This is a genomic window from Peteryoungia desertarenae, from assembly GCF_005860795.2.
Classification (GTDB): Bacteria; Pseudomonadota; Alphaproteobacteria; order Rhizobiales; family Rhizobiaceae; genus Allorhizobium; species Allorhizobium desertarenae.
On sequence record NZ_CP058350.1, the window covers coordinates 396,091 to 417,722 of the forward strand.

21 protein-coding genes are annotated in these 21,632 nt (G+C 56.0%); 13 read left to right on the top strand and 8 right to left on the bottom strand.

What is annotated here, in order from left to right:
• Positions 1-59: 59 nt before the first annotated feature.
• On the bottom strand, positions 60-878 hold the full coding sequence (locus FE840_RS01930; protein WP_138288491.1) for a MurR/RpiR family transcriptional regulator: 819 nt from the start codon (positions 876-878) through the stop codon (positions 60-62).
• A 200-nt stretch (positions 879-1,078) separates the two neighbouring features.
• On the opposite strand from FE840_RS01930, the gene iolG reads away from it, so the two are divergent.
• Positions 1,079-2,074, top strand: coding sequence for an inositol 2-dehydrogenase (iolG, locus tag FE840_RS01935; protein WP_138288492.1), 996 nt, complete (start codon positions 1,079-1,081; stop codon positions 2,072-2,074).
• Positions 2,075-2,198: 124 nt separating this feature from the next.
• Here the strand turns inward: iolG and FE840_RS01940 are convergent, their stop codons facing one another.
• Both FE840_RS01940 and FE840_RS01945 read right to left on the bottom strand, forming a co-directional pair.
• Complete coding sequence (locus FE840_RS01940) at positions 2,199-3,257, bottom strand: Gfo/Idh/MocA family protein (RefSeq protein WP_171033767.1); 1,059 nt, start codon at positions 3,255-3,257, stop codon at positions 2,199-2,201.
• Entirely contained in the window at positions 3,254-4,039 is a 786-nt protein-coding gene (locus FE840_RS01945) for a ThuA domain-containing protein (protein ID WP_138288493.1), read from the bottom strand. The genes FE840_RS01940 and FE840_RS01945 overlap by 4 nt, the downstream gene beginning before the upstream one ends.
• Positions 4,040-4,346: 307 nt before the next feature.
• Between FE840_RS01945 and FE840_RS01950 the strand changes: the two genes are divergently transcribed.
• From FE840_RS01950 to FE840_RS01970, 5 genes are all read left to right on the top strand, one after another.
• Positions 4,347-5,375, top strand: coding sequence for a substrate-binding domain-containing protein (locus FE840_RS01950; protein WP_138288494.1), 1,029 nt, complete (start codon positions 4,347-4,349; stop codon positions 5,373-5,375).
• Positions 5,372-6,217, top strand: a complete 846-nt coding sequence (locus FE840_RS01955) for a PfkB family carbohydrate kinase (protein WP_138288495.1) — start codon at positions 5,372-5,374, stop codon at positions 6,215-6,217. The genes FE840_RS01950 and FE840_RS01955 overlap by 4 nt, the downstream gene beginning before the upstream one ends.
• Positions 6,218-6,298: 81 nt before the next feature.
• Complete coding sequence (locus FE840_RS01960) at positions 6,299-6,598, top strand: DUF982 domain-containing protein (RefSeq protein WP_138288496.1); 300 nt, start codon at positions 6,299-6,301, stop codon at positions 6,596-6,598.
• A 29-nt stretch (positions 6,599-6,627) separates the two neighbouring features.
• Positions 6,628-7,212 (top strand): cysteine hydrolase family protein, encoded by a 585-nt coding sequence (locus FE840_RS01965; protein ID WP_138288497.1) that lies wholly within the window; start codon positions 6,628-6,630, stop codon positions 7,210-7,212.
• A gap of 174 nt (positions 7,213-7,386) precedes the next feature.
• Positions 7,387-7,632: a hypothetical protein gene (locus FE840_RS01970; protein ID WP_138288498.1), complete on the top strand. Its 246-nt coding sequence runs from the start codon at positions 7,387-7,389 to the stop codon at positions 7,630-7,632.
• Between the two features lie 13 nt (positions 7,633-7,645).
• On the opposite strand, the gene FE840_RS01975 is transcribed toward FE840_RS01970, so the two are convergent.
• Positions 7,646-8,575: an ATP-grasp fold amidoligase family protein gene (locus FE840_RS01975; protein WP_138288499.1), complete on the bottom strand. Its 930-nt coding sequence runs from the start codon at positions 8,573-8,575 to the stop codon at positions 7,646-7,648.
• Positions 8,576-8,757: 182 nt separating this feature from the next.
• Here FE840_RS01975 and FE840_RS01980 point away from each other — a divergent pair, with 182 nt between their 5' ends.
• Positions 8,758-10,182 (top strand): lipopolysaccharide biosynthesis protein, encoded by a 1,425-nt coding sequence (locus FE840_RS01980; protein ID WP_171033768.1) that lies wholly within the window; start codon positions 8,758-8,760, stop codon positions 10,180-10,182.
• 7 nt (positions 10,183-10,189) lie between these two features.
• Here FE840_RS01980 and FE840_RS01985 read toward each other — a convergent pair whose 3' ends face one another.
• The 3 genes from FE840_RS01985 to FE840_RS01995 form a co-directional block, all read right to left on the bottom strand.
• On the bottom strand, positions 10,190-11,332 hold the full coding sequence (locus FE840_RS01985; protein ID WP_138288501.1) for a GumK N-terminal domain-containing glycosyltransferase: 1,143 nt from the start codon (positions 11,330-11,332) through the stop codon (positions 10,190-10,192).
• A 338-nt stretch (positions 11,333-11,670) separates the two neighbouring features.
• Positions 11,671-12,513, bottom strand: a complete 843-nt coding sequence (gene kduI / locus FE840_RS01990; protein ID WP_138288502.1) for a 5-dehydro-4-deoxy-D-glucuronate isomerase — start codon at positions 12,511-12,513, stop codon at positions 11,671-11,673.
• A 110-nt stretch (positions 12,514-12,623) separates the two neighbouring features.
• Positions 12,624-13,541: a helix-turn-helix domain-containing protein gene (locus FE840_RS01995; protein WP_138288503.1), complete on the bottom strand. Its 918-nt coding sequence runs from the start codon at positions 13,539-13,541 to the stop codon at positions 12,624-12,626.
• 315 nt (positions 13,542-13,856) lie between these two features.
• Here FE840_RS01995 and FE840_RS02000 point away from each other — a divergent pair, with 315 nt between their 5' ends.
• Genes FE840_RS02000 through FE840_RS02025 form a run of 6 tightly spaced genes read left to right on the top strand, consistent with a single transcriptional unit; the run spans position 13,857 to position 20,758 of the window.
• Positions 13,857-14,741, top strand: a complete 885-nt coding sequence (locus FE840_RS02000; RefSeq protein ID WP_138288504.1) for a carbohydrate ABC transporter permease — start codon at positions 13,857-13,859, stop codon at positions 14,739-14,741.
• A gap of 2 nt (positions 14,742-14,743) precedes the next feature.
• Positions 14,744-15,652 carry a carbohydrate ABC transporter permease gene (locus FE840_RS02005; protein WP_171033769.1) on the top strand — a complete coding sequence of 303 codons (909 nt, stop codon included), beginning with the start codon at positions 14,744-14,746 and terminating at the stop codon, positions 15,650-15,652.
• A gap of 4 nt (positions 15,653-15,656) precedes the next feature.
• Positions 15,657-16,772: an ABC transporter ATP-binding protein gene (locus tag FE840_RS02010; RefSeq protein WP_138288505.1), complete on the top strand. Its 1,116-nt coding sequence runs from the start codon at positions 15,657-15,659 to the stop codon at positions 16,770-16,772.
• Between the two features lie 19 nt (positions 16,773-16,791).
• A complete protein-coding gene (locus FE840_RS02015) occupies positions 16,792-18,051 on the top strand; it encodes an ABC transporter substrate-binding protein (protein WP_138288506.1) in 1,260 nt (419 codons plus the stop codon).
• Positions 18,052-18,109: 58 nt separating this feature from the next.
• Entirely contained in the window at positions 18,110-19,615 is a 1,506-nt protein-coding gene (pglA, locus tag FE840_RS02020; RefSeq protein ID WP_138288507.1) for a polygalacturonase PglA, read from the top strand.
• Between the two features lie 6 nt (positions 19,616-19,621).
• Positions 19,622-20,758: a glycoside hydrolase family 88/105 protein gene (locus tag FE840_RS02025; RefSeq protein ID WP_138288508.1), complete on the top strand. Its 1,137-nt coding sequence runs from the start codon at positions 19,622-19,624 to the stop codon at positions 20,756-20,758.
• Positions 20,759-20,764: 6 nt separating this feature from the next.
• Here FE840_RS02025 and FE840_RS02030 read toward each other — a convergent pair whose 3' ends face one another.
• Positions 20,765-21,592, bottom strand: coding sequence for a DUF6671 family protein (locus FE840_RS02030; protein WP_138288509.1), 828 nt, complete (start codon positions 21,590-21,592; stop codon positions 20,765-20,767).
• Positions 21,593-21,632: the final 40 nt, after the last annotated feature.

Sequence of the window (21,632 nt, forward strand, 5' to 3'; positions counted from 1 at the left end):
GAACAGCCATTCATAAAATGGACTATAAATTCTATTTTGCAGGATTTCAATACGGGCGTTCAGTCATCCTGACGTGCCGTACCGACCGCAACCGAAAGCGTGATCGCCAGACAGAGCGTGGCCGACAGCGAGCGGAAGGCGCCGAAATCGACTTCCGAAACGGAAAGCAGCGTCGCCCCCATGCGGCGCAGTGGACTGACGACCGTATCGGTGACCGCGACGACCGGAACGCCGCGCGCCCGGACTTGCTCGACAAGCTCAAGCGTTTCGGCGGAGTAGGGCGAAAATGTCACGGCCAGCAGGGCATCCCCCGGCCGAATTGCATGATGATTGTCGAGCCGACCGACGACGCTATGCAGCATGGCCGGCACACCCATCTTCTCGAAGGCATAGGCCATGTAGCTCGCCACAGGAAAAGACCGCCGAAGGCCCATGATGTGGATCATCCGCGCCGAGGCCAACTGCTTGACGGCGACCTCAAGTGCCTGGGGATCAACGGTTTTGACGAGATTTTCCAGCGAAAGCCGCCCTGCCTCGACGAACTCGGCGAGAAGCGCAGAGGGCGAGCCTTCAGCCTTTTCGCGCAAATGCTGAAGGCGCGTGGAATAATCCGGCCAGCCGCCGACAAAGCTTTCGCGAAACAGCTTCTGCATCTCCGAGAAGCCCGAAAAACCCATGATCTGGCAAAAGCGCATGAAGGCCGAAGGCTGCACGCCCGCACCCTCCGCCATCTCGGCCACCGTGGACACGGCAATACGATCCTTGTTCGCCGCAACATAGTCAGCGCATTGCTTCAAGCGCTTGGGCAGACCGCCGGAAACCTCCAGCAGACGATCCTCGAAGTCCTTGATTGTCTGCGGTCCGCCGTTCTCGCTCATTCGCTCTCCAACTCTTGCCCGGACACATCGTCCCGCTTGACAGAAACCGTATCACAATCTAGCAAAATGGAACATATATTCCAAAACGCGGCATTTGCCAGCAGGAAATGGAACACCGGCCAGGCGTCTCTCTTAGAGCGTCCTACGACAACACAATCGCTTCGTTCGAGAACAAGACCGAGGCACAGGGAGGAATGATCATGGTCACGAGACTGGCACTTCTGGGCGCCGGCAGAATCGGCAAGGTCCACGCAAAAGCCATTGCCGAAGACAAGCGCGCGAAACTGGTCGCCGTTGCTGACGCCTTTGCGGACGCCGCAAACGCCATCGCCGCCCAGACCGGCTGCGCGGTCAAGACAATCGCGGAGATCGAGGCCGACAAGGACATCGACGCCGTCATCATCTGCACGCCGACCAACACCCATGCCGACCTGATCGAGCGCTTCGCCAAGGCTGGCAAAGCGATCTTCTGCGAGAAGCCAATCGATCTGGACGTTAACCGGGCCAAGGCCTGCCTCGAGACAGTGCGCGCCGTCGGCGGCAAGGTCATGCTCGGCTTCAACCGCCGCTTCGACCCGCATTTCCAGGCCGTGCGCAAGGAGATCGACAAGGGCTCGATCGGCAAGGTCGAGATGGTGACGATCACCAGCCGCGACCCGGGCGCACCGCCTGCCGAATATATCAAGGTCTCCGGCGGGATCTTCCGCGACATGACCATCCATGACTTCGACATGGCTCGCTTCCTGCTGGGCGAAGAGATCGAAACGGTTCAGGCCTCGGCCTCCGTTCTGGTCGATCCCAAAATCGGCGAACTTGGCGACTATGACAGCGCCTCGCTGATCCTGACGACGAAGAGCGGCCGCCACGCGATCATCTCCAACTCGCGCCGCGCTTCTTACGGCTACGACCAGCGCATCGAAGTGCATGGCTCGCTCGGTTCTGTCTCGGCCGAGAACCAGCGCCCGGTCTCGATCGAAGTCGCCAACAAGGACGGCTACACCCGCCCGCCGCTGCATGACTTCTTCATGACCCGCTACACGGCAGCCTATGCAGCCGAAATCTCCGCCTTCATCGACGCACTCGACAACGGCACGCCGATGTCGCCGTCCGCCGAAGACGGCCTGATCGCACTCGCACTCGCCGATGCAGCGGTGAAGTCGGCGAAAGACAAGTCTGCGGTCACCGTCAGCTACTGATCTTCAACAGCTCCCGCGCCGGTCGATAACGGCCAGCGCAAAATGGAAACGCCGCCCGAACCTCCTCGGGCGGCGTTTTCGATTTTAACGTCAGGCCATGCCGGCCCAACTCGGGCCGAAGGCCTCAGAGACGCATTTCTCGCCGCTCGATCTCCGTGCGCAGGGCTAGATCCAGAACCTTTTGCAGCTCCGCCGCGTGACGGAACGTCGGCTCCTCCTGATAGCCTCCCCTTATGGCAGCAATGAATTTCTCGTAATTGGTCTTTACCGGATCGACCTCGATCTCGCGCCAAACAGCCTTTTCGACATCCTCCTGCAGGCAGGCCCGAAGGCTTGAGCCGTCGAGGCGGTGGATGACCTCAAGCGCGCCCTTGTCGCCATGCACCCTGAGGCGTAACTCATTGAGATGCCCCGTCGCCCAGCGGCTGGCATGGATGACACCCATGGCACCGTTGGTGAACTCGGCGGTCATCGTAAAGCTGTCATTGGCGTCGAGATCATATTCACCGATCTTGTTGCCCGGCGCCTTCTCGAAGGTTTTGAGCCGCGCAAAGACGTGGTCGATATCAGTTGCCGCGCCATAGCCTGCAAAATCAAGGATATGGATGCCGACATCGCCGAGCACGCCATTCGACCCGTGCTTGGTCGACAGCCGCCAGAGCCACTGGCTTTCGGTTTCCCAATCCCCCCAGGCCTTGGAGACCAGCCAACTCTGCAGGTAGGAGGCTTCAATATGCCTCACCCTGCCGATTTCTCCATCGACCACCATCTGGCGGGCTTTCTGCACCTGTGCGACGTTGCGATAGGTCAGGTTCACCATGTTGACCAGACCGGACATTTCCGCCGCCGTCGCCATCTCGTCGGCCTTGGCATAGTTTTCTGCCAAGGGCTTCTCGCACATCACGTGCTTGCCTGCGGCCAGCAACGGAAGTGTCGTCGGGTAGTGAATGCTGTCCGGCGTCACGTTGGTAACCGCGTCGAACTCACCCCACGCGATGGCATCGGCAACGGAGGTGAAGGTGTTGGGAATATCGTGTCGGAGCGCAAAAGCGCGTACCTTGGCAATGTCGACATCGACCGCAGCAACAAGCTTCACATCCGCAATGGTCGAGAAATTCATCGCATGAGTATTGGCCATGCCGCCGGTCCCGAGGATCAGCAGACGAATGGGTGCGGCACTCATTTATAGCCTTCCTCACCGGCCTGATGCAGACGCGGACCCCGCTCGGTAATCGGTTCCAGAGCCTGTTCGACCGGAACATTCGGCGCATCATGCACGCCCGAATAGCACGGGATCGGATTATAGGCCCATTTCACGCCGTTGCGGATGACCTGCTGCACCGTCGCATCGTGATAGGTCGGATAGGTCTCGTGGCCGGGGCGGAAATAGAAGATATTGCCCGCCCCACGTCGCCAAGTGAGACCCGAACGAAAAACTTCCCCGCCGGCAAACCATGAGATGAAGACCGTCTCCAACGGCTCCGGGACCGAGAAGAACTCGCCATACATTTCCTCGTTTTCGAGCACGAAGTTTTCCGGAATGCCTGCGGCAATCGGATGGCCGGGATTCACCGTCCAGATCCGCTCACGCTCACCTGCTTCACGCCACTTCAAAGCACACGGCGTCCCCATCAACCGCTTGAACGGTTTCGAAAAATGGCCGGAATGCAACACGACGAGGCCCATGCCCTCCCATACCCGTCGCGCGACCCGCTCGACGATCTCGTCGGAGACATCGCCATGCGCCTTGTGGCCCCACCACACGAGCACATCGGCATCAGCAAGACGATCTAGAGACAAACCATGTTCCGGCTCCTGCAGCGTCGCCGTTTCAGCCTGGATCGCGCCGTCCCTGTTCAATGCCGCTGCAATGGTTGTGTGCATCCCATCGGGATAAATCTCGCGCACCACATCATTTTCACGCTCATGGATGTTTTCACCCCAGACAATGGTTCGAATTGCCACCATCTATCTCCTCAATTCGTTTGATTGATCCGCATGTAGCGTATGTCTCGCCACCTAACGCCTCAAAACGCGACCAGTTCATTTCCGTCTTAAAATTGAAAGCGCTTTCAAAATCTGAAATCGCAGAATTGCTTCTCACTGTCAAAGTGAATTAGTTTACGGCTATGAATTGCGGGGCTGAATGCTTGTTTGTTGGTTGAAAGCGCTTTCATGAACTGATCACGCTTTTTCCAGCCACGGTTTAGCTCTCTTCAAATCTCTGCACGCGCTGAACCCCATTTATCTCTGAAGGACTCTGGGCAAGCCGATGAAACTGAAGGAGTTTGCAGCCCAAATTGGCCTTTCGCCGACCACTGTGAGCCGTGCCTTAAGTGGCTACCCCGAGGTCAGCGACGCAACGCGCCGTCGCGTCGAAGAAGAGGCAATCAGGCTGGGTTATCGCCCAAACATCAATGCCGTGCGGCTTGCAACAGGCCGCGCCGGCGCCATCGGGATTGTGATGAGCCAGGCTGGCCAGCACCAGTTTTCGGAATTCATGATCGGAATGGCCGAGCGTTTAAGCAAAAACGATATCGACATTCTGGTCACTCCGATGGCTCAGGATGGCTCACGTGACGAGTTACAGATCTACAGGCGACTGGCCGAAAGCCGTCGTGTGGACGCGATTGTCGTCCATTCACCCAAGCCGGATGACCCTCGGATTGCGCTATTGAGCAAACTCAAGATGCCGTTCCTTGTGCATGGCCGTTCCCACACAAAGATCGCCCATGCATGGCTCGATATCGATAACGAAGATGCAATCCGGCGGGCGACAAATCATCTGTTGGACCTGGGGCACAAACAGATTGGCATGTTGAACGGACCTACTGGGCTGACATTCACCAGAGATCGGGCGTCAGGCCACCGTATGGCGCTTGAGCAACGTGGCCTGGGATATCGGGATGATCTTGTTCTCCACGGTGAGTTCACCGACGAGATCGGCTTCAGGAACGCAATGCGTCTGCTCTCTCGCCAAGACCCGCCCACCGCAATTCTTGCCGGGTCGATGATGACCGCGCTTGGCGTTTATCGGGCCGCGAGATCATTGGGTTTATCTGTTGGCAGCGACCTCTCGGTCGTTGCTCATGATGATGTCTTTCCCTTCCTCACCGCCGAAAACATGGCCCCACCGCTTTCCACGACGCGCTCATCCTTGCGTTCTGCCGGCGGTCGCGTGGCTGAGCTGGTGATGCGGTTGCTATCGGGATCGGATGCATCTGAGATCGGAGAACTATGGCCGACCGAATTGATTTTGCGCGACTCCAGCAGACCCATAAAGGAGGGAGGAAAAGAATGACGGACAACTCCCGCAAGCGCCGGATCCTGGTGATTGGCCATATCAATCATGATCGGATCTGGAGGTTGAATGAGCCTTTGAGATCGGGGGCGAGGATCGCCTGGCACGAACGAACAACAAGACTGGGCGGCGGCGGATATTTTACGGCGCACAGACTTCTCGATTACGGGCACCGGGTTAGCCTCCTTTCAAACCTCATGGCCGACATACATGGGAGTGAAGCGCTTAATGAGTTGATGGCCTTGGGTTTCGACACCAACTTGATCACAATCCATGACGGTGAAACGGATTTCGCAGACATTCTGCTAGATCCGCTTGGAGAACGAACGATCCTGTCGAGCGAAAAAAGACTGGCTAGAAAGTTTCACCTGAACGAACCGGCAGCCGCTGATGCAATCTACATCAATGGACCCCACGTTCAGGAAGCCGTCCTCGCTACATTGGACAAATCGCCCTTGGTTGTCTCGCAGTTTCCACTACGCAATGCAGATCCCCGACCGGCGGATTGTCTCATTGGTTCCATGGCCGACATGCCAGGCAGAACACCTGCTGAACTATGGCGGGAGGCAAAGCGTCTGGCGGGCGAACGGCTGCGTTTTCTTGTCATGACCGATGGTCCGGATCCGACACTGATCCATGACGGACATGAAACGCGGCGCATTCCGGTGCCAAAATATGTGACTGTTCGCGATACTATAGGTGCTGGCGACAGCTTCAGCGGTGCGCTGATACACCAACTCCTGCAGGGCTACGACATCGAGACCGCCACCCACAACGCAAGTCTCAGCACCGCCGACTGGCTAGCCGACCGGGAGAGCCACCCCAACGACAGGCCTCGCTGAATCTGACCCGTTAAAGCCATTTCTAAGTGGAATGGGAACTCCTCTCCGCCTGATCAGTTCATGGGCGACATGGAGGATCGAATGACTGAAGATGAATTCAATTGGGCCAAGCCAGTGGAGTTGACGCTCCCAAGCGGTATCACCCGTCGCTTTTGCAACGCCTACGATGCACTCGACTTTCTGGACGCCGAGTGGCCGACCCGCAGAGGAGCCGCCTACGAGCGTGCCATTCGCCTGTGTCGAAACGCTCTTCGCAGCGACAAAGCCGCTGAATTATCTCGCATTGGGTTCATCGCTGCGGCAATGGAAGCAGGGCTTGAGCAAGCAGATCCGCAGGCAGACCTGCCGCGGTTTTCTCCGAGAAGAAGAGCGGTAGCCTGAGTAACTACCGGTCCAACAAAGGTCATGCCATGCTGGGAAACTGGCGACATATCTGTGTCGACATGCAGCGCATGTTTGCAGAAGACACGCCATGGCATGTTCCCTGGATGCGAAGAGCGCTTCCAGATGTAGTTGCGATAGCGGAGGCGACAACCGACCAGACAGTCTTTACGCGCTTCATTCCCCCGGCGACATCAGAGGAGGCAATAGGGGCCTGGAAGCGATACTACCAGAAATGGTGGATGATGACGCTGGAGCATTTGCCACTGGATATGCTGAATCTCGTTCCAGAACTTGTTCCCTGCGCGCGCTGCGCTCCGATGATCGACAAATCCGTTTACTCCCCTTGGACACAGCGGCAACTCCAAACACTTTTGCAAAAGTGGCATGTGGAGACCTTGATTATCACAGGAGGAGAGACCGACGTTTGCGTTATGGCGACCATTTTGGGAGCAGTTGATCTTGGCTTTCACGTGATCGTAGTTGAGGACGCAGTCTGTTCAGGTGTCGACGATACTCATGATGCGTCGATGGAGCTCCTGAAACGGCGCTTCACATCACAGATTCAGGTCTTGCCGACATCCGACGTTCTCACCATCCTGGCGGAAGGATAGTGTCCTGCGGCCTGTCCTTCTACCGGGTATTCAATAGTATAAGATTCAATCAAACATTTTCATCAACCGGATAGCACAGCTATATCTGGTTAAATCTGAATATGACGATATTCTGTCTACGGAAACTGATTCGAGATGGTTTCCATGGCTAAATGACTTAGCTAAAGGTGCAGAATGAATAACCAAACTGATATCGAGACGTGGGCAATTGCCCGCGCGCATCAGATCGTAATGCAGCATGGCGCTAATCTCGTCGTCGCCGCGCAGCATCTGGATCGCAAGAAAACTACAGCCAACACTTATGCATTGCGTGCTGCGATCATTGAATCTCTTTTGGAAGCGATGAAGTCCGCGCCGCAGAGGTCGGAAGTACTCGATGGTGATGCTTCGCGCTCCAGACAACGAACGATGTCCGCCTGACCCCTAGCGTTTTCTATCTTCTGGTCAGCGACGGAATTGTCCAGCGGTCCCCAATGATCCTATCATATTCCGGTGGGTCAAATGCTTCATATCCTCCGCCAGGATAGAAGGTCAGTTCGCCAATATAAAGCTGATCGCCGGTGTCGAAGAAGTCGACACGAACAAAATCGATCCCCTTTCCGACCTCAGAAGCGAGTTCCACCATTTTATCCAGAAGCAACGGCCTTGGCAGCTCATGCGGACAATGGGGATAGTAGTCCGGATCATAAAACGGCAAGCGCTCCCAATGGGGCGTATAGGTTGCAGAATAGCCCTCGTTATCAATGCGTGTATCGACAATGATGTGTGAGACCTTTCCGTCGAATACAAAGCACCGGTAGTCCCAGGGAACCCCACCATCTTTTGACAGCATTTTCTCAATGACCAGCTTGCGCTGCACCTGACTATAGGCCCACTCCCTGTTGAAGCGGGCATGATCAACGGCCAGCCAGTCCTTGGTCGGATCATTGCGAAGCAGGTCGTCGATGTCGCTGCGGGTATAAAGGAATAGCCCGAGGGCACTCGCATGGTTCGGCTTGATGACAGCCGGCAACGGTATCTTGTCCCAGTCTACCGCATGAATATCCGTCCCGGTCCAGTAGGTCGGTATCGCGTGTTCAGGCCCAATTCTGGAGGCGATGTAGTCCTTGACCGCGATCTTGTCGACGAGCTTTCCATAAAGTGGGTTGCGATCGTAAAGCTTACGATACTGAACCTTTTCACAAAATGTCTTCGGATTATGAATGTTAGGCCACTTTCCTTTGATGCTTAGGAACTGCAGCGGAATGAAAAGCCGATCGGGAAGAGGCCGGATCAGACGCCAGAATATCCGTTTGAGAAGATATCCGACGGAGTTCTGTTCATATCCTCCACGAAGAAACTTCTCTTTTGGTTTATCTATCACCGCTTGAATCCTTCCGTTTCCCTTGATGGCATCAGTTGGTCACGCGATCTTTGACGATCACCGATTAGATCCAGCTTTATAACCGGCGCGTTTAGCAACGGGTTAAAGGTTGCGGTCTATAAGATCGCATGCAAACCACGATGCGCAATTCTTTCCTTAATTTGGTGTCAGCCATAGTCTCTATGGCGAGCGGCTTCATTGCCGCTGTCGTTGTCGCCCGATTGCTGGGGGCAGAGGGTGCGGGAGTCACGGCGTTTGGATTCTGGGTTGCATCATGCGCAGCGGTCATCTTTGATCGCGGCTATCCACAAGCCATGCTGCGATTTACTGCCCAGAGCGAATCCAAAGCGGCGCAGCGGGACGTCATTCGCTCCAGCTTTCGGCGGTTCGTACCGTTAATGGTCATCGCCTTCGTTGGTGCCAGCCTTTTGTCCGTCGCAACCCATGGATGGATGCGCAGCAGTGATCTCGCGGTATGGCTGGCAATCGCCGTCCTTTTTCTTGTCTATGGGCTGTCGACCTTCTCGATATCCGCGTCTCGCGGCAGTGGCGATTTCTATCGTCCAGCGCGAAACACCATCCTTGGCAGCATCCTGTTCGTTCCCCTGTCAGCAATCGGCGCCCTGACCCTTGGGCCCGCAGGGGCGATCCTCGCGCTTGCCAGCCGATACATGCCTCAGGCGCTTCAGTTGACAACGCTGGTAGCGGCCAAACACCGTCGGGATGAGACGTCCGCAACTCCCAAAGACGAGGAATTCCGGAGTTACCGAAGACAGATGTGGATCAACGACGTGATCAGCATCATTGCACTGTCGCGTCTCGAATACCTCTTTCTCCTGCTCCTCGCGACAAAGGCCGATATGGGATATTTTGCGGTCGCGATAGCATTTGCAGGCCTTGTAGAGCAGCTTGCAATGCAGCTTTCATCTCCACTTGTCGTTACCTTCTCACCGACTTCCCGGCGCGGCGCCAATGGCGCCTGGCTCGGCGTTGCATTGCTGTTTGTTCCGATCGCTATGGGCGGAAGCGCGATCGCGCCTCTTCTCGTTCCCATGGTCTATGGGCGGGAATTTGCAGACACCGGATCGACTGCTTCCATCATGCTCCTGGCAGGAGGGGTCTCAGCGCTCCAGATCGTTCCCTGGACCTACCTTGCAGCCAAGGGGCATGCCTTGGCCATTACCCGCGTAATGATAATTTCAGCGATCGTGACCAGCGCGACTGCACCGATCGCCATCTTGATTGATGGCGTATATGCCTTGGCGTGGTCTCGTCTGCTTGTTGAAAGCGTGATCCTTGGGGTTCTTGTTTTCTATGCCCGAAAGATGGAGCACATGCGACCGCCATTGCGTCAGCTAGCCAGCGTACTGATTTCCGGCCTCGCATGCTCTGTGGCGGCATCTGCCATTTGCCTCTGGCTCCCGACAGTCGCAGGCATGATTGCAGCGATGATCGTGGGCGCAGCATCCTTCCTTTTGATGTTGAAGCTGACAGGTGCAATCCCACGACATGAGCTTGCGGAACTCATTCAGTTATTCGATGGCAAAGACCAAAGCCGCATCACCCAGCATCTCAAGACTGGCTTGCTCTGGATCAGTCGCGCGTGAGAATACGTCAGGAAACTGTCGCGAGAGAGGCCTCTGCAACGTCACACCAAGTCATGGCAGAGACGCGTAGATCATGTTTCTGCTTCAGCTCCAACGCAGTCTTGACGAGCCCTGCCCAATCATTCTGTTGGCCGCGCTGATAGCGAATCTCATTGCCGCGATTGACCGGAAGATTTGCCGGAAGAATGATCGGCAGGCCACAATAGCTGTATTGCAAGAGCTTCAAGCTCGATTCAGCGAGATAGTCTTCCCGCCCGTCCGCACGATAGGCGGCAAGACCAATATCTGCATGCCGGACAAATGGCACGATTTCGGCAAATCCCCTTTCTCCGTAAACCTTCACATTTGAAGGCACATCTTCGCTCCAGTTCAGACCAAAAAGATGAAACTGGACATCCGGCGCAGATTTGGCCAATTCACGAGTTGCCTCATGATCGAACAACATGTCACCGATTGAGACTATGTTGATGGTGCCCTGCGCATATGGCGATTGCTCGGCCCGATCAAAAAGCTGTCGATCAATGCCCTGCGGTACGAAATGAACCCGCCCACCAGGTGGCAACATCTCGCCCAGCTTCCGCGAAGGTACACACACACTATCGAAACGCGCCATCCACTGAACCTCAATGTCGAGGAGATGCTGAGATGCGCCAACCGTCGAGAGCAGATCGCGGCAGAAATACAGAAGCTTGGCCCGCTTGTTGAGCCGCCTGACCAGAGGCAAGAAAGCTAGGGGCGTACCGCCTTCAACCACCACCACATCGGCATCTCGAATGCTGCTTGCCATGAAGTCGGGAAGCCGTGAAGCATAAAGACGGAAAACAAGCCCGGTAAAAGGCTGCGCGAATGCTCGTGATGTGCTGAAGGCGTGCACCGCTGGTAGATAGGCCCCGGCGAATAGATTGCCCTGGACTTCAACAAACGCATTTCTTTGGGCAAGCGGCAGCGTCTCAAAGCGCGAACGGCGCGTCCAGCGGCTGAGTTGGCTCAGTCCGAGGGTCGCAAAATGCACTTGATGACCGAGCCGGGCCCATTCCTGAGCGACGAAGTGAACGCTTGCCTTGCGCCCCCCATCTGCAAATACATGCGCCGTCAGAACAACAATCTTGAGCGGCGCGAGTTTTTGTTTCACCGTTTCGTCAAACACCATGCCTTAACTGTCCCTCGCCCACGTAGTTTGCCCGCCCGACACTGGCCGGCAGCGGCTGATGTACGTTTTGACGGAACCATACCGGGAAAAATCCTAATTTTCTCCAAGGAGAACGACAGGGAACACATTGCCATACGCGTGTTTCTTGGCTTTTGTCGGTATCAGGCAGGCAAACGGACGGAACGAGCCGCCTCACCTCGCGACAAGGGCACTCCCTCCGTCAAGGGCATTCTCTCCAAGGACTAGAAAGGTCCCGATTGCAATGGAGATAATTGTATGTCGCTGCAGCCCCCGGTCACGCGGAGGCCGCAAGACGCATCAGAGGAAAACAGGCGCGACTATCGAAGGTCTTCCATCGCCACCGGATCGACGTCGGTATAGTCGACATTATCGCCGGCCATAGCCCACACGAATGAATAGTTTGACGTGCCTGCACCGGAATGAATCGACCACCCGGGCGACAGTACAGCCTCCTCATTCTTCATCACGATATGACGCGTCTCATCCGGTTCGCCAAAGAGATGGAACACACGTGCTTTTTCAGCTAGATCGAAATAGAGGTAGACCTCCATGCGACGATCATGAATGTGGCACGGCATGGTGTTCCAGACCGAACCCTGAGCAAGGCTGGTCATGCCAACCACCAGCTGGCAGGTTTGCAGACCTTCCGGATGAACGAATTGGAAGATCGAGCGCTCGTTACTGGTCTCTTGCGCCCCAAGATCGAGCCTTTTGGCGTTGGCAATGCCGACATGTCGGGCCGGATAGCGTGCATGGGCAGGCGCGCTGAGGAGGTAGAACCTGGCTGGATTGTCAGCGGAATCAGACGCAAAGGTCACGCTGGACCCCATTCCGGCATAGACCATGTCACGCGGCCCCGTCACAAAGCTCTCGCCATCAACAGTAACTGTGCCTGCCCCCCCGATGTTAACGGCGATCAACTCCCGGCGTGACAGGAACTCTGGCGTTCCAGTCGGCTTGATTGTTTCCAGAGCCAGCGCAGCGGAGACCGGCATGGCGCCACCCACAATCATGCGATCATAATTGGTGTAATGCAGCTGAATTCTTGAGGGTACGAACAGTGGCGGAAGCATGAAGTTTTCACGCAACTGATCCGTTCCAAAGCCTGCGGCGGTCATCGGATCCACAGCAAAACGGTGGGTGAAATCTGTGTGCGCCATAAAACCTCCCATACATGTTAATCAAATTCATCATACATGTTGAGGCTTATGTGGCAAGTCTTTCAACACAGTTTTCACGACAAACAAAATGAACGTCCGCCGAAATGCAGTCACCGCTCCAAGCGCGTGAGAGGATAAACAACCTGGCCATCCTCCTCACCTCTTGGATATGCCCCTTCGCGGTTGCGGCGTTCCGCTTCCCGGTAGCCGGCCGGACTGACACCAATATAGCGCTTGAACATACGTGAAAAATAATAGGGGTCCGAATAGCCCGAAAGCGCAGCTGCCCGCTTGACGTTGCACCCTCCAGCAAGCAAGCCCATAGCCCGTTCCATCCGCTTGAACTCCTGGAACTTTTCCGGTGTCCAGCCAATACGCTTGCGAAATTCGCGCTTGAAATAGTCAGGGTTATAGGGCGCCTCCTCAAGCACGACGCGCGCAACCTCGTCGTTGAGAGGCTCGGCGCTGATGCGGCTGGCTGCCACCATCACAGCCAGTGACAGGGCGTCCGGATTGCTGACATTGCCAACCGACTGCTCGCGCCAACCTTCAAAAGCCTCCTCGATGAAGGAGATCAGGAGAACCATGAAGACATGATGCTGCAGAAGTGTCGTGGAATAAGGGGGTGCGGTTTCCCGATAATGGGAAACCAGTTTTTCCAGCATATCCCAACGGGAAAAGCGGATGCTCCGTTTGAGCTGCATCTGCTTGATCAGATCAAGTCGACCGAAGAGGTCTACAGTAAAATGCTGAGCAACACCGGTGTAGAGCTCGCTTGACACCGCCGCTCCGACGAAGCGGGTTTCTGCGGGAAGGAGCATCGCCGATCCCGGCTCCATCCAGATCTCTTCACCCTCGACCTCATAACGTCCACGCCCCGTAAGACATATGACAAGATCATGCACCCGATTGGACTTGTCGATTCGCCATGTACTCGAATGCTGCATCTTGATGGTAGAGCGGGTGAGCGTAAGCGCCAAAGCGTTCATCGGAATGCCAGCCAGAACTCGACCTTCAATTTCGTCCATCATTTTTCCCGTATTTGTCGATTTTGCTAGCGCATAATCCGCAAGATAGTAGTCATACATTTGGCCGCCTGGGAATGGCCAAGGAGGAAATTGGAGGAGAACCGGGCATGATACAGCTGGCAGACGGCGGTCTGCAGCGATGACTTCTCATGCCCTGAGGATTGCCATGCTAAGACACAACAGATTTAAGTCCGTAAGCCAACAGCATGCGAACGCTGTGCCGCGTGCGGCGCATGCCACGTTCAGCTTTGAGACGACAAAGGCACATCCTGCGAGAATGCCGGTGACTGTCGTATTTGCGACGGAGCTCCACGCATGAGTGGGGATCATCGCTTTCTCGGGCTGTTGTATCTGTCGCCGTACATAATTGGTTTGCTTGTTTTCACAACCATACCCTTTGTTGCATCCTTTTACCTGAGCTTCACCGACTACAATCTGATGTCGGCGCCTATTTTCACTGGCTTCGACAACTATTGGCAGCTGTTCACCAATGACCGAACGTTTCGCAAATCACTCTCGGTAACGCTCTTCTATGTGTTTATTACTGTTCCCCTGGAACTGGCCTTTGCGCTCTTCATCGCCGTAATCCTGAATTACAAGCTGAAATTCATCAACGTTTTCAGGACGGCTTACTACGTCCCCTCGATCCTTGGTGGCTCAATCGCGATTGCGGTGATGTGGCGATACCTCTTCGCGGATGTGGGCGTAATCAACATGGGTTTGACTGCAATCGGCCTCGAACCGGTGAACTGGTTTGGCGATCCGACCAACGCGCTGTTGACCATCACCATGCTGCGTGTCTGGCAGTTCGGATCGGCTATGGTCATTTTTCTCGCCGCACTTCAGAGCATCGACAAGTCACTCTATGAGGCTGCCTCGATTGATGGCGCCGGCAAATGGGCAACCTTCCGGCACATCACCGTCCCGCTGATCACCCCTGTCATTTTCTTCAACCTGATCATGCAGATGGTCCATGCCTTCCAGGAGTTTAATGGACCCTACATCATCACCCAGGGTGGACCTTTGAAATCAACCTATTTCCTGCCGCTCTACATCTATGAAGAGGCATTTACGCGCTTCGACATGGGTTACGCATCTGCCATCGCCTGGGTTCTCTTCACGATCATCATGATCCTCACCCTCATCGCCTTCTGGTCCTCGCGCCATTGGGTCTACTACGCCGGCGACAAGAGGAGCTGATCATGGCCGAGAACCTCATGACATCCACCGCGATCGTTGCAGATGATGCCGACCGGATCGTCCGTCGTGACAAAAGACGGCACTTGATCGGTACCGTCCTGCGCTATGGAGTGCTGGTCTTGGTAGGGCTGTTCATGCTCTATCCGCTACTCTGGCTGATCGGTGCGTCCTTCAAGCCGAACGCCGAAATCTTCGCAAATCCCGGTTTCATTCCCGATGAGGCAACGATCGACGGCTATGTGAAGGGCTGGCAGACTTCCACGCCCTACACATTCACGACGTTTTTCCTCAACACGTTCTCGATTGTGATCCCGAAGATCATCGGCACTGCAATCTCCTGCACCGCCGTAGCCTACGGTTTTGCGCGGTTCGACTTCCCGCTCAAGAAGGTCCTGTTTGCTGCCCTGATCGCAACCCTTCTTCTGCCGAATGTCGTAACCCGTATTCCCCAGTATCTTCTGTTCCGCGATCTGGGATGGCTGGATACCTACCTGCCGCTCTGGGTACCGTCGGCCTTCGCTGGTGACGCGTTCTTTGTCTTCATGCTCGTCCAGTTCCTGCGCGCCATCCCGCGTGACATGGAAGAAGCGGCGCGTGTCGATGGCGCGAACACCTTCCAGGTGCTGATCTTCATCGTGGTGCCGTTGCTGATGCCTGCCCTGATTTCGGTCTGCCTGTTCCAGTTCATGTGGACGATGAACGACTTCCTCGGCCCCCTGATCTACATCTCGTCGGTGGAAAAATTCCCCGTATCCCTCGCTCTCAAACTCTCGATCGACACCACCGAAGCCTTCGAGTGGAACCGAATTCTCGCAATGTCGGTGCTCAGCATCCTGCCAGCACTCGTCGTGTTCTTCCTCGCGCAGAAATACTTCATCGAAGGCATCTCCACCGGCGGTGTGAAAGGATAAGAACATGGCTCGTCTGCAACTTCGAAACCTCCAGAAAAGCTACGGTGATTTCAAAGCCGTCCATGGGATCAACCTTGAAGTCGAGGATGGGGAGTTCATGGTCCTTGTCGGGCCGTCAGGCTGCGCGAAGTCGACCACATTGCGCATGATAGCCGGCCTCGAACGCGTTACCGGCGGTGAAATCCGGATCGGCGAAACCCTCGTCAATGACAAGGCTCCGGGCGAGAGAGGCATAGCGATGGTGTTTCAGAACTACGCCCTCTATCCGCATATGAAGGTCCGTAAGAACCTGTCATTCGGCCTCAGACTGAAGCGCCGACCAGCAGATGAGATAGAAGAAGCAACCCGTGACGTCTCGAACATTCTGGAGATTGGCGACTATCTGGAACGCCTGCCGAAACAGCTTTCCGGCGGTCAGGCCCAGCGCGTGGCCGTAGGGCGCGCTCTGATCAAAAAGCCGCAAGTCTTTTTGTTCGATGAACCGCTGTCCAACCTGGATGCCAAGCTGCGCGCATCGATGCGCGTGCGCATCACCGATCTGCACAAGCAACTGAAGGCCGACGGCATGCAATCAACTGTCGTCTATGTCACCCACGATCAAACGGAAGCCATGACAATGGGGGACCGGATCTGCGTGATGAAGGACGGCCATATCATGCAGGTCGCCGACCCCGTGACCCTTTACAACAGGCCCGCAAATGCCTTCGTAGCGGGCTTCATCGGCAGCCCGGAAATGAACCTGGTGGATGCCAATCTCAAGGGAAACGTCCTGTCGATCGGCGCGCAAAGCCATGCGCTCTCCGACCAGGTCATGGCGCGGCTCGATCAGGGCCATTCCCCGGAACTGATACTTGGCGTCCGCCCCCAGCATTTTTCGATCGCCGATGCGGACACGGAGAACACGTTTGAGGGCCGGATCTCCCATGTCGAGTTCATGGGACACGAAGTCTACCTCTACGTCCATGTGGAGGGACAGCAAATGATCGTGGTTGTGTCGGCAACGAACTATGACCGCAGCAAAATCAACGGGGATCATGTCCGGCTTCAGCCGCAACCGGCCGCCATGCACCTGTTTGACCGCAAGTCCGGGGAAAACATTTCCCTGGGTCATCTTCAGTAACTACGTTCGGGAGGAACACATGAGACTGACAAAAATCTTTTTGACTGTGGCTATGGCTACAACAAGCCTGGGAACCGCCCAGGCCGCTGATCTGCGCATGTCCTGGTGGGGCGGCGACAGTCGGCATGTTGCGACCCAGGAAGCGCTGAAAGTGTGTGGCGAGAAGCACGGCCACACAATCAACGCCGAATTCACCGGCTGGGACGGACATCTTGCAAAGGTAACGACACAGATTGCTGGCGGCACGGAAGCCGACATTATGCAAATCAATTGGCCATGGCTCCCGCTCTTCTCCGTTAACGGCGATGGCTTTGCTGATCTCAGCCAGTTCAAGGATCAGATCGATCTTAGCCAATGGACGGATGATCAACTTGCCGCTGGCAGCATGAACGGCAAACTGAACGGCCTTCCCGTTTCGACCACCGGTCGCGCCTTCATGTTCAACAAGACGACTTTCGACAAGGCTGGCGTTCCGATTCCAACCAACTGGGACGAACTCTTTGCATCGGCAAAGGCGCTTAAGGAAAAACTGGGACCAGAATACTATCCGATGAATGCCGTCAGAGAGACAGCAGTACTGCTTATCTCTCTGTACGCTACCCAGAAGACCGGTAAGGACCTGGTCGACCCTGAAACCATGCAGGTTGCCTGGTCGGAAGCTGAGCTGGCAGAAGCCATCGACTTCTATGGTCGCATGGTCGAGGAAGGCGTCGTCGTCTCACAAAAGGATACCGCTGCCGAAGGCAACCTTAACCTGTTTGAGAATCCGAAATGGGCCGATGGGCGCATCGCGGGCTCTTACGAATGGGACTCGACCTATTCGAAATTCGCTGATCCCTTGCAGGAAGGCCAAGTGCTGCAGGCCGTTCCGATCCTCAAGGGCGCCGATGCCGTGACAGAAGGCGTCTACCGGAAACCGTCCATGGTGTTCTCGATCTCGAAGCGCTCCAAAAATCCGGAGGCTGCGGCACAGATCCTTAACTGCTTGCTGAACGAACCTGAAGGAATTGCAGCTCTCGGGACCTCCCGAGGTTTGCCGGCAAGCAAGGTCGCAGCACAGGCACTGGTCGATAGCGGGAAGATTGAGCCTGAACTGGCAAGCGCAAATGCCATCATCATGGCTGGCACCGGCCCGACCGTATCGCCTCTGAACGAACATCCTGAAATCCGCGGCACCTTCACCGATACACTCGAAGAATACGCCTACGGCCAGATCAATTCGACCGAGGCTGCCCAGCAGATCATCGAGGAAGTGAACAAGGTCCTGGCCAAGTTCTAAGCACAAGCGGCGGCCCCGTCAGGGGCCGCTTCACCATTCCAACAGGACGTTTCTATCAATGCCAACCCTATCCCTGATTGCCGCAACCTGCAGAACTGCCAGCGTCAGCTATGACGCTGAAAACAATCTGTTTGCGCTGGCACAGGCGGCTGCTTGGGATCTGCTTGGCATTGGTGGTGATGTTGTTGCGTCAGGAAACACGCGACAGGTGACCTGGACGCTGTGCGGGCTCCGCCCGGATACAACCTATCGGCTTTTGGTCGAGCACGAAACACTCGAATTCACGACCAAGTCCGAAACCACACTGCTCGACATCAGGGATTTCGGCGCCACGCCGGATGCAACAGACAATTCTGCCGCGATCCAGAGCGCGATCGAGGCAGCGCCGGCGGGCGCAACACTCCGGCTGCCCGCCGGCACTTGGTTCTCCGGGCCGATTTTCCTCAAGAACCACCTCACGTTTCTTCTTGACGAAGGAGCAGTCCTTGCCGACATCGGCACACGCGATAACCGCCCGATACTGGACGCCCGTCATGAGGACGGTCGTGTGCTCGGCACCTGGGAAGGGGTTGCAGAGCCCTGCTTCGCAAGTCTTGTCAATGCCATTGACTGTGAAGATGTCACCCTGACGGGAACCGGCGTCGTTGATGGTGGCGGTGACCGCGGCGATTGGTGGAGTTGGCCAAAGGAAACGCGGCAAGGCGCAAGACGCCCGCGCACCCTCTTTTTCTCTGGCTGCAGGGATTTGACGCTGACGGGCGTTACAGTGCGGAATTCGCCGTCCTGGACCGTCCATCCCGTCCTCTGCTCGCGTGTTCTTGCAGCGGACCTGCAGATTCTCAACCACCCCGACTCTCCAAACACAGACGGCTTCAACCCGGAGGCAAGCAGCGACATCCATCTTGTCGGCCTCGATATCTCTGTCGGCGATGACTGCATTGCCATCAAGGCGGGAAAAAGGGACCCGCGCGGCGGACCCGATCGGCCAACGGAAAAGGTCCAGATCAGCAATTGTCGGATGCAGCGCGGCCATGGTGCGGTTGTCATGGGCAGTGAAATGAGCCGCGGCATATCCGACGTCATCGTCCGGAACTCCCATTTCATCGGAACAGATCGGGGACTACGGATCAAGACGAGAAGAGGACGCGGCGGGTTTGTGAAGCGCATTCGTCTTGAGGCTTGCCAAATGGACGATGTTGCAACGCCCATTGCTGTCAACGCATTCTACTTCTGCGACAGCGACGGACGCTCGGACTATGTGCAGTCACGGAGTGTCCTTGCCATTTCGGCTGAAACTCCAAGCATTTCCGATATCAGTATCCGCAATCTGTCGATCACCGGTGCGAAGACAGCTGCCGCCGTATTTTTCGGCCTGCCAGAAGCCATGATCGAAGAGGTCGAAATCGATGGGCTAACCATCCGCTATGATCCCGATGCAGAGCCCGACATTCCTGAAATGGCCTGCCATCTTCCAACACTTCGCCATGCCGGCATCATCGCCGAAAACACACGTTTTCGCACCCTCCGCCGGCTTACACCCGCATCCATACATCCGGACTTCTGAGAACCAATGCTGACCACCTATTTCGACGAATACGCCCGAGACTATGAATATTATAAAGGCGGCGCCTGGTGCTACGAGGACGGTTGCCTCTATCGCGGGTTGATTTCCCTGCATCAATCCAGTGGCGACGATCGATGGTTTGACCATCTGCAGCGCCTGGTCGATGGGCAGATTCGCCCGGATGGGCGCCTCGTGGGCTATCAGATCGAAGAATTCAATATTGACAACATCCTGCCGGGTCGCGCCCTGCTCTATCTTCACGAGCAAACGGGCGAACAATCCTATCTTGACGCCGCGATGCCGCTGGCTCGCCAGCTCCGACACCACCCACTGACGAAAAGTCAGGTCTACTGGCACAAATTGCGTTACCCGCACCAGATCTGGCTGGATGGCCTTTACATGGCGCTGCCGTTCAAGGTGGAATTGAGCAAGAGCCTGAACGACAAGGCAATGGAAGAAGAGGCAATCAACCAGTTCAAGACGGCATTGGAACTGACGTGTGATACGCAGTCCGGGCTTTATCGCCACGGCTATGATGAATCTCGCATTCAGCTCTGGGCCGATCCAGACACCGGCAAATCCTCTGCCCATTGGGGGCGAGCAATCGGCTGGTTGTCGATGGCCTTTGTCGATATCATCGAAAATCTGGACGAAGGTGAACACAAGGATGAATTGCTTTCGCGCTTCGAAGAGCTCGCTTCGCGACTGACAGAACTTCACACCAAGGATGATCGCTGGCTGCAGGTTCTCGACAAGCCAGATCTGCCCGGAAACTATCCGGAGAGCTCCGCTACAGCCATGTTCTCCTATGCACTCCAGAAAGGCGCCAGACTTGGCCTGAGCGCGAGCTTTGCAAGGGCCGGACGGGATGCCCTCGTTTCGCTCATCTCCAAGGAACTGCACCGGGACGAAAGCGGACGTCTGAAACTGCATCATATCTGCTGCGTAGCGGGACTTGGTCCATTCAAAGGCCTTTATCGAGATGGCAGCGACGAATACTACCTGACTGAGGCGATCAATCCCGATGACATCAAGGGCGTCGGACCATTGATGATGGCACATGCCGAGCGACAGAGAGCGGAAAAGGACCAGCAGGCAAGCCAGCCCGCATCGGAAATCGTCGCTTCTGCAAGCTCAATCTGAGCGCTTTCAGGGATTGCAGTGAGGGCACAAAGCCGGATCGCCGAAACGCATACCATCGCTTCGCGGCATAACGAGTTCATGGTCACAGCAAGCACATGAAGAAACTTCGTGACTGACCAGATGAGTGGGGCCACCGCACCACTCACAGGGAAGGCCGATCCGCGTGCCGGTAACGCCAAAGCCAGGAGTCCCGCAGGAGGGACACAGAGTGGCGATCCGGTCTGCAAACCTAGCGGCGAGCTTTTCCAGGAAACGCATGCGTGTCGGGTTGCGGTCAGCGCGCATGTCGTTCATCACGATCACACGTTGGCTCCCGCTTGCCGTGAGCGCCCGTCCGAAAGCGCCTTCAAACTCGACATGTGACCGGATACCCTTGCTCAGACCCGCAAGGATACCCGACCCGTCAACGGCACGCACCATCACCGCATGTTGAGGAAAGCCAAGCCGCGTCAGCTGATCCAACGCTTCTTCAAGTGTACTGGCCTCAAAACTTCCATAGGCTGGCGCTTCGTCGACCATATGTTCATGTATGACGATATTGCGATCGCGATCAACAAGAACCATCAACTCGGTACCGGCAGCCAGAAACGCAACGCGCGGATGCGGACCATAGGCACCTTCACTGGCAATTCCAATTGTCGCGCCGGTCTTGTCCATGGCCATGTTCGCCTTGGCGACCGCTGTTTCGAGAATGCCCTGACGACGGGGAACTTCTCCTGAGAAGGTTCCAAGAACATCCGTATCCAGATCTGCTGGTACAAAAACAGCGAGACCAAGTTTTGCCAACAGAGACGGCGCGATCGCCGCCTCCTTGCCATGCATCGTCGCAAGCACGGCGCGGCGACCTTGGTAGATCGCCGCGGCTTGATCAGGA